3 protein-coding genes and 1 tRNA gene are annotated in these 9,441 nt (G+C 67.4%); 2 read left to right on the top strand and 2 right to left on the bottom strand.

Annotation, left to right across the window (positions count from 1 at the left end; all coding sequences use genetic code 11):
• Window positions 1-82: 82 nt before the first annotated feature.
• A tRNA-Leu gene (locus ACIQ6O_RS08680) sits at window positions 83-164 on the bottom strand.
• A 131-nt stretch (window positions 165-295) separates the two neighbouring features.
• Here ACIQ6O_RS08680 and ACIQ6O_RS08675 point away from each other — a divergent pair.
• Window positions 296-6,187 carry a glycoside hydrolase domain-containing protein gene (locus tag ACIQ6O_RS08675; protein ID WP_396207382.1) on the top strand — a complete coding sequence of 1,964 codons (5,892 nt, stop codon included), beginning with the start codon at window positions 296-298 and terminating at the stop codon, window positions 6,185-6,187.
• 45 nt (window positions 6,188-6,232) lie between these two features.
• Here the strand turns inward: ACIQ6O_RS08675 and ACIQ6O_RS08670 are convergent, their stop codons facing one another.
• A complete protein-coding gene (locus ACIQ6O_RS08670; RefSeq protein ID WP_396207381.1) occupies window positions 6,233-7,657 on the bottom strand; it encodes a pyridoxal phosphate-dependent decarboxylase family protein in 1,425 nt (474 codons plus the stop codon).
• A 160-nt stretch (window positions 7,658-7,817) separates the two neighbouring features.
• Between ACIQ6O_RS08670 and ACIQ6O_RS08665 the strand changes: the two genes are divergently transcribed.
• The gene (locus tag ACIQ6O_RS08665) at window positions 7,818-9,374 is read left to right on the top strand and encodes a diguanylate cyclase domain-containing protein (RefSeq protein WP_396207380.1); all 1,557 of its coding nucleotides are present in this window, start codon (window positions 7,818-7,820) and stop codon (window positions 9,372-9,374) included.
• The last annotated feature ends 67 nt before the right edge of the window (window positions 9,375-9,441 follow it).

The raw sequence follows: 9,441 nt of genomic DNA, 5'->3' as shown, positions 1-9,441 counted from the left end.
ACGCGTCGCGCGCATGCCCCGGGGAATAAACGGGGCCGACTCGAACGGTGGGCCCTCGGCCGCGCGCCGTGATTCCTGCCAATGCGAACGCCCGGACTCGAACCGGGATGGGTCGCCCCGCCAGCTCCTAAGGCTGGTGCGTCTACCAATTTCGCCACGTCCGCGTACTACGATTTCAATGTAACGCGCTCCGCGCCGGGGTTCAGGGGGCAGGAGGGCCTTGGCGGCATCTGACCGCCGTGCGTTCCGGTAAACCCGACGTGCGGCTCGCCGCGATGGGACGTAACGTTGCCCCATGCCCTCCTCTCCATCGAAGTCGCTGTTGGCGACGTACCGCCACTGCTGCCGTCCCGTCCGCCCGATCGCCGCCGCGCTGGGGGTCCTCGCGCTTCTCTCGCCGGTTGCTGGTGCGGCGACGCCGCCCGCACCGCCGTCGGCAGCGCCCGCCGCCACCGTGCGGGAATTCCAGCGCGAGTTCACGACCTACCCGTTCAGCGATCCCAACCCCATCCCGGTCATGGGGCGGGTGTACCCGTACTTTCGCTTCGACGGGTTCGCAAAGACGAGTGAGCGCCGGCGCTGGAAGGTGGTCGAACTCGAAAACGCCTACCTCCGCGTGCAGATCCTCCCCGAAATCGGTGGGAAGATCTGGAACGCCATCGAGAAGAAGTCGGGGCGCTCGTTCCTCTACGACAACGAGGTCGTCAAGTTCCGCGACGTGGCGCTGCGCGGGCCCTGGACGAGCGGGGGCATCGAGGCCAACTACGGCATTATCGGCCATACGCCGAATGTGTCCACCCCCGTGGACTACACCACGCGCACCAACCCCGACGGCAGCGTGTCGTGCATCATCGGCGCGCACGATCTGCTCACGCGCACACCGTGGCGGCTCGAGGTACGACTCGGCGCCAACGATGCGATGTTCACCACCACGTCGAGCTGGATCAACAGTTCACCGCTCGAGCAGCCGTACTACTCGTGGATGAACGCGGCGATCCCCGTGACCGGCAAGCTGCAGTTCCTCTATCCGGGCACGAAGCATCTGGGACACGCGGGCGAGCATGCCCCGTGGCCCATCGATGCGCAGGGGCGGGATCTCTCCTGGTACGACAACAACGACTTCGGTGGCTACAAGTCGTACCACGTATTCGGCAAGGAGAGCGAATACTTCGGGGCGTACTGGCACGCGAACGACTTCGGCATGATCCGGTGGTCGTCGCGCGACGACAAGGCGGGGAAGAAGCTCTGGATCTGGGGGCTGTCACGCCAAGGGATGATCTGGGAGCAGCTGCTCACCGACCGTAACGGGCAGTACGCCGAGGTACAGAGCGGGCGGCTGTTCAACCAGAGCGCGGAGGCGAGCACCTTCACGCCGTTCAAGCACCGCGGGTTCGCCCCGGGCACGGTGGACCGCTGGACGGAAGCGTGGTACCCGGTGGTGGGTACCAAGGGAGTGGTGGCGGCGAGCTCGGTGGGGGCACTCAACGCCACGCGCGTCGGCGACCGCTTGGCCATCATGTTCTCGCCCGTCGTTCCGGTGGCCGACTCGCTGCGCGTCAACTCCGGCTCTCGCCGCATCGCCTCACGATTCGTGCAGCGCGCGCCGCTCGCGCTCTACGTGGACACCATTCCGCTGGGCAGCGCGCCGCTCGACAGCCTGATCGTCGTGCTGGGCGACGAGCGGCTCGTGTGGCGCGCCAATGATGCGGCGTCGAATCTCGCCCGCCCCGTCGACGCGCCCGCGAGCTTCGACTGGCGCAGCGCGTACGGGTACTGGATGCAGGGCAAGGAGTGGATGCGGCAGCGCGACTATGCGTCGGCGCGCCCGTTCCTCGACAGCGCGCTCGCGAAAGACGCCAACTACGTGCCGGCGCTCACCGACCGCGCACAGCTCGCGATCCGCGCGGGTGAGTACGAGGCGGCGCGCGGGTTCGCGCAGCGGGCGCTTGCCGTGGATACCTACGACGCAGCCGCGAACTACCACTACGCACTGGCCAACCGCGCGCTGGGGCGCGACGCGGATGCGCGCGACGGGTTCGAGCTGGCGGCTCAGTCCCCTGAGTGGCGCCCGGCCGCGTGGCTCGGCCTTGCCCGCCTGCAGGCAACCGCCGGCGCGATGACGCGCGCCCGCGAATACACGAGCAAGGTGCTGGCCCTCGAGCCGCAGCACGGCGATGCGCTGGCCATGGGCGTGGTGCTCGCGCGCCGCGCGGGCGATGCGGCGGCGCGCGATGCCTATCTCGCGCAGCTCGATCGCGTCGATCCGCTCAGTCATTTTGCGCGCTTCGAACGGGCCCTTGCGACGAATGGTGCCGACGCGGAGGCCGTTCTGCGCACCGGGGTGCGGAGCGAACTCCCGGAGCAGACGCTGCTCGAACTGGCGTCGTGGTATGTGGATGCCGGCGACCGCCAGACCGCGCTGCGCGTGCTGCGCAGCATCGGCGATCATCCGGAGGCGCTCTACTGGCGCGCCGTGCTCGAACCGGGCGACGCGGCGACACTCGTGGCAAAGGCCAATGCGCTCCCCGCCACGCGCGTGTTCCCCTTCCGCCCGGAACTCGTGCCCGCGCTGCAGCAGGCGGCCCGACTTGGCGGATCGTGGAAGCCCGCCTATTATCTCGCGCTCACGTGGTGGAGCATGGGGCGTAGCCGCGCCGCCGACTCGCTCTTCGCGGTACTCGGCAACGCCCCCGACTTCGCGCCGTTCTATGGCGCGCGCGCGTCGCTGCCGGCCAGACCCACGTGGCTCGTGCGGCAGGATCTCACGCGCGCCGCCGCGCTCGACAGCAGCGAGTGGCGCTATGCACGCCTCCGTATCGAGCGCGCGCTCGCCGACGGCGACGCGCTGACCGCCGTGGCGCACGGTGTGCGCGCCACGAGGCGGTTCCCCGCCAACGAGTCCCTCGCCCTCCTGCGCGCCAAGGCGCACGTGACCGCCGCGCAGTTTGCGGCGGCCGCGCAGATTCTCGACACGCTGGTGATGCTCCCCGCCGAAGGGGCGAAGGATGCCCGTGCTGTGTACCACGAGGCGCAGCTCGGACTCGCAAGGGCGGCCATCGCGCAGTCCCGCTGGGACGATGCTACTCGACATGTGAGAGCGGCGCGCGAGTGGCCCGAACGGCTCGGCGCCGGCAAGCCGTACGCCGCCGATGTCGACGAAACGGTGGAAGACTCGCTCGACCTGGTCATCGCGCGCCGCATCACGGCCGGTAGTGGTACGTCCGCGCGCGCTGTGCGCCCCGCGGATACGCTCCGCTACGGCACCGGCGAGTGGGAGGCCGACTCGCTCGGCAACCACCGCGCCGTGGTGCAAGTCGACGCTGCCGGTGACGCCGTGCTGGTGCGCATTCCGTGGCGTCGCCGCGACCGCACGCCCGAGCAGATCGATGCCATCGTGATGGTGGGCGAGGGGCGCGAGGCCCGACGGATCGCCAACGTGCAGCGCCGGTCGATCACGCGCGAGCAGGGCGAACTGATCTTCCAGGCGCCGGCGACCGGTACGTATCACGTGTACTACCTCCCATACACCGGCACCTTCAAGTCGAACTACCCGAAAATCACCTATCGTGCGGTGGAGGCGACCGCCGACCCCGAGTGGTTGGCACGCGTCTCGGGAGCGCGGTCGCTCCCCGAGGCGCGGGTAACGGGGTTCGATGCCATCAACCGCTTCACGGCCTTCACCGCGATGGAGTACATCGCGACCCGCAGTGAACTCGCCGCCCTGCTGACACGCCATGCGGGGGCTCCGTTTCTTGCCTTCGCGGAGGATAGATCGCGCTCGATCCGCATGACCGACGACATCCCACAGGGGTGGGCCGCTCGCGGGGCATTCCAGCCGTTCCGCGGTACGGCGCGGCGTGGTGAGTACTACCCGTTCCAGATCGGCGTGTGGGCGTATGCGGGGCGCGTGGACTCCGTGCGTTACACGGCCACGCCACTCCGTAGCGCCTCCGGGGCGGTGATTCCCGCTGCGGCGATCACGGCGTTCAATCTCGAAGGCACCGACTGGTCCGGGCAGCGCTTTACGCGCACGATCACCGTGGATTCGGGGAAGGTACAGGCGTTGTGGTTCGGCGTGGACGTGTCCGCCGCGGCCGCGCCCGGGCGCTACGACGGCCAGGTTACGATCACCTCGGTGCAGGGTCGTCGTAGCATCCCGGTGTCGATCACCGTGACCGCCGAACGCGCCGTGGCGCACGGCGATGATGTGCCGGACGACCTCACGCGCCTCCGCTGGCTCAACTCGCAGCTTGCAGCCGATGACAGCGTGGCAAAGCCCTACACGCCGCTCGTGCTGAAGGGGCGCACCATCGCGCTGCTGGGGCGCGACTTCACCTTCGGCACCGACGGGATGCCGGCGCAAATTCGCTCGTTCTTTGCGCCGAACAACACGTCGATCGGCACCACGTCGCGTGACATTCTCGCGGCGCCCGTACGTCTCGCCGTGAAGGATGCGGCGGGCCAGCCGCTCGACTGGAATGGCGCGGCGCCGGCGGTCACGAAGCAGGCCCCCGGTGCCGTGGCATGGCGGGCGAAGCGCTCGGCGGGCGCACTCTCGCTTGATACGCGGGCGCAGCTCGAGTTCGACGGCACCGTGGAGTACGTGGTCACCCTGCGCGCCTCGGCGGCGACCTCACTGGCCGATGTGGCACTTGAGATCCCCATGCAGGCGAGCGCCGCACGCTACATGATGGGGCTCGGGCAGAAGGGCGGGTATCGTCCGGACACGTTCCGCTGGACGTGGGATGTCGCGAAGAAGAACCAGGATGCCGCGTGGATCGGCGATGTGAATGCGGGCCTCCAGTTCACGCTGAGAGACGAGCAATACGTGCGCCCGCTGAACACGAACTTCTATCTCTCGAAGCCGCTCGTCGAGCCGCGTTCGTGGGCGAACGGCGGCAAGGGTGGGTGTGACATCGCGCGCAACGGGAGCGAGCAGGTGCTGGTGCGTTGTTACAGCGGCGCGCACCGTCTTGCAGCGGGTGATTCGTTGCGCTTCGACTTCCGGCTCATGATCACGCCGTTCAAGCCGCTCGATGTGCAGGGGCAGTGGGCCACGCGATTCTTCCACGCCTTCGTGCCGGTGGACTCGGCAGCGAAGCGCGGTGCCAACACGCTCAATGTGCATCACGCCAACCGCGTGAATCCGTGGATCAACTACCCCTTCATCGAGACCGCGCAGATGAAGGCGTACATCGACTCCGCGCATGCGAAGGGGCTCAAGACCAAGATCTACTACACGGTGCGCGAACTCACGAACCACGCGCCGGAGCTCTTCGCCCTGCGCTCGCTGGGTGACGAAGTGCTGTCACACGGGCCTGGCGGCGGCTATTCGTGGCTGCAGGAGCATCTGGGTAGTGACTACATCGCGGCGTGGCACGTGCCCACGATAAAGGATGCGGCGGTGGTGAACAGCGGCGTATCGCGCTGGCACAACTTCTATATCGAAGGGCTCGATTGGCTGGTGAAGCATCAGGCGATCGACGGCCTCTATCTCGATGACGTGGCCTTCGATCGACTCACGATGAAGCGCATCCGCAAGACGCTCGATCGTGGTAATACGGGCGCGCTGCTCGATCTGCACTCGGCCAACCAGTACAACCCGCGCGATGGGTTCGCCTCAAGCGCGAACCTTTATCTCGAGCACTTCCCGTACATCAACCGCCTCTGGTTCGGCGAGTACTTCGATTACGACTCGAAGCCCGACTACTGGCTGGTCGAACTCTCCGGCATTCCCTTCGGGCTCATGGGTGAAATGCTGGAGAAGGGTGGGAATCCGTGGCGCGGTCTCACCATGGGGATGACGGCTCGCCTGCCGTGGAGCGGAGATCCGGCGCCGATCTGGCGACTGTGGGACCAGTTCGGGATCCAGCAGAGCACCATGCATGGATGGTGGTCCGGCCGGGATCCGGTGCGCACGAGTGATGCGGACGTGCTGGCCACCACGTGGTCGAAAACCACCGACGCGGGACCGGTGAAGGCGATGATCTCGCTCGGCAACTGGCGCGCCACGGATGCGCCGGTCACCCTCACGGTTGACTGGGGCGCGCTTGGTCTTGACCCCGTGCGTGTGCGCCTCCGTGCGCCGGCGGTGCAGGCGTTTCAGGAAGGCGCGGTCTGGGCGCCAGGCGATCGCATCACCGTACCGGGCGGGAAGGGATTGGTCCTCCTGGTCGAGCAGCGCTGAGCCGCTGCTCGACGGGCAAAGCCCGATCGACTCAGTCCAGCGGACTCAGCCCATCTCCGCGAAGCGGGTCAGCCGCTCGAGAGTGGCGGCCATTTCGTCGGTGTTGGCATCCCAGTGAATGGGGCACAGCCGTAACGCCGGTCGACCGCGCAGAATCGTACTCATCACCGTGGCGTAGCCGTCCTCACGCATGCGATCGACCGTACGTGCCGTGAGGGCGTCTATCGCCTCATTGCTCATACCCTCGCCGCGCCAGCGGAAGGTGAGAATGCCCATCTGCGATGGCGTGACGAGCTCCCACTTGCCGCTCGCCTCGAGCCACTGTTGCGCGAAGTCGGCCACGTCAAAACCCACCTGAATGGCATCACGGAAGGCTGCGAGCCCGAAGGTGCGCAGGGAGAGCCAGACCTTGAGGGCTTTGAACGACCGCGTGAGTTGGATGCCGCGTTCGAAGAAGTTCACGTCGTCCTGAATGTGGCGTGACACGTCGGCGAGGTAATCGGCGTGGTCGTCTTCTTCCACCCGGAAGGCCTGCTTCATGAGCCGTGCATCGCGCACGAGCAGGCACCCGATCTCGAAGGGCTGGAACAGCCACTTGTGCGGATCGAGGGTGATGGAGTCGGCCCGGTCGAGCCCTTCGAGCGCCGCCGCGCCGCGGGGATGCAGCACCGCGGCCGCACCGTAAGCGCCGTCCACGTGGAGCCACAATCCCTCGCGCGCGCACAGATCGGCGAGCGCGGGGAGCGGATCCACCGCGCCCGTATTGGTGGTGCCGGCGTTGGCCACCACGCAGAACGGGCGCATGCCGTTCGCGCGGTCGGCGGCGATGGCGGCCTCGAGGGCGGCGACGTCCATGCGGAACGCGTCGTCCGTCGCCACCATGCGTCGCTGCGGCTTGTTGAATCCCAGCACCCGCAGTCCCTTCGACATCGACGAATGTGTCTGGTCGGAGTAGTACACGACCGATTGCGGATCGTGACCACCCAGGCGCGTCTCGCGCGCGACGACGATGGCCGAAAGGTTGGCCATGGACCCGCCACTCACGAAGATGCCGCCGGCACTTTCCGGGAGGCCGCAGGCACGCTGCAGCCAGTCGAGCACCGTGAGTTCGATCTGTGACGCGGCGCTCGACGCGAGCCAGTGCCCGCTGAACACGTTGTGGCCGCTCGTGAGAAAGTCGCCCACCGCGCTCACGAAGTTCGACGGACTGGGGACGAACGCGTAGAAGCGCGGATGGTCGGCGCGGAACGCATTCGGGAAGACGTCGCGCGCGAGCAGGTCGAGTAGCTCGGCGGGAGGCGTCGGACCCTCGCTCAACGGCGTGTGCACCAACCGCATCGCCTCGTCGCGTGACACCGACGTGGTGGTGGGCTGCTCGCGAATCCCCTCGTGATGGCCGATGACCATGGCGAGGGCACGTTCGCCAAGCGCCTGCATGTCGGCGCGGGAAAGCTGGAGGGGAGCGCTCACGGAATGCGGGGAGGGCAGGGAAACCAACAGGGACGCGTCTCGTGCGTACATTGAGGAATATTCACTGACCTCGTCCGCAGACGAAGGAGTCGTCGTGACATTGCCAATCCAACCCGATACCGGGGGACCTCTCGGGACAACGTCATCCCGACGTCTGATCGTGGCGAGCGGCGTGCTCCTGCTGGCGGGCGCCGTGATCACGCCGGTCGTGGAAACGCCCGGCGTCGGGGCGTTTTTGCTCACGTTCGTGGATCTGCCCGTTCGGGTGCTGTGTGTGCTCGCGCTGATGGCGGCCACCCGGCATCACTGGCGTCAGGGAAGCGCCGGCCTGTACGCCTTTCTGGCGCTCTCCGCCACGCTCGATCTTCTGTCGGCCGCGGTCTTTCGGGCCACCGTCCTGCTGCCGGGGAGCGCGTCGCAGCCAACGGGTGATGCCCTGCAACTCGCCGCATACCTGTGCGTGATCGTGGGCATGCTCGCGGTCCCGCGAACGAACCGCTGGCGCAGTGCACAACTCGCCAGTCTGGATGCGCTGGTGGCGGTGGGTGGCTTCGGGCTCGTCGTGTGGTACGCACTCATCCGCCCTTCGCCGGTAAATGCCGGTGGCGACCCCACGCTCGCCCCACTGATCGAGGTGGCCTACCCGGTACTCGACGCCGCCATGCTCATCGTGCTCATCGCACGGGCGCGCGGCGGATTGACCATTCTGCCGTCCCGCGTCATGAACGCCCTCGTGGTGGCCGTGCTGGCCTCCTTCGTGGGAGATGGGTTCATCGGTGTCTCCTTCTATGTCGCCCGCTCACCGGTCTTCCTGTTCGCGTCGGCCCTCTGTCATGCCGTGAGCACGCTCGCGCTCCTCATCCTCGGCGAAACCAGCCGTCGCTCGGCGCTGCAATCGGCAAGTCGACCCGATCCCGGTGCCGACGGTACGCTGCCACCGCTCGCTGCCGCGGCATCCGTACTCGTGCTCGCGGCCATGGGACAAGCCCTGTGGCGTGACGGGGACATCGATCGCGTTCTGTTCAGCGGCGGCATTCTATTGGCGTCGCTGATTGCGCTACGGCAGGTGCTCGCCGCGCGGCGGCACGTGGCTTGGCTGCGCGATAGAGAACACCAGCTGGAGCTGCAGGTGGCTGACCGTACTTCTGAACTGGCGGCGGCCAATGCCAAGTTGCAGTCGCTTGCCGCGTCGGACGGGCTCACGGGGCTCGCCAATCGCCGCACGTTCGACGCAACTCTGCTCGAGGCGTGGCAACACTCGCAGCGCAGCGGGCAACCGCTGGCGCTGTTGCTCCTCGATGTTGATGCCTTCAAGCCGTATAACGATACCTTCGGCCATGGGGCTGGCGATCAGGTCCTCATCCGAGTGGCACAGCTGCTGCAAGCGGCGGTGCGCCGACAGACGGATCTGGTGGCCCGCTACGGCGGTGAGGAGTTCGTGATCCTGTGCCCCAGTACGACGGCCGAGGGTGCTCGGCAGTTCGCTGAATCGGTGCTCGGCGTGGTACGCCACGCCGCCCTACCGCATGGGGCCTCGCCTGTGGCGCCAATCGTGACGGTCAGCATCGGGATCTCCGAGTGCGTAGCGCGGTCCGATCGGGAGCCAACCACGCTCGTCGAAGTGGCCGATCAGGCGTTGTACGATGCCAAGCGCAGTGGGCGTAACCGGGCGATGTTTCGGGTCTACGAACACGTGGAGGAACAGGTCGATGGCTGATCGTGTGGCTCGGTGCTTCATCGTGGGCGCGCTCTGCTTCAGTGTCGAACGGCTGGAGGCGCAGGCT

Source organism: Gemmatimonas sp. (genome assembly GCF_044345575.1).
Lineage (GTDB): Bacteria > Gemmatimonadota > Gemmatimonadetes > Gemmatimonadales > Gemmatimonadaceae > Gemmatimonas.
This window is presented reverse-complemented; position numbering and strand designations above follow the sequence as displayed.

What these genes read in the sequence shown, in the direction of transcription:
- ACIQ6O_RS08675 (WP_396207382.1), top strand. Translation starts at nt 296, where the DNA reads ATGCCCTCCTCTCCATCGAAGTCGCTGTTGGCGACGTACCGCCACTGC.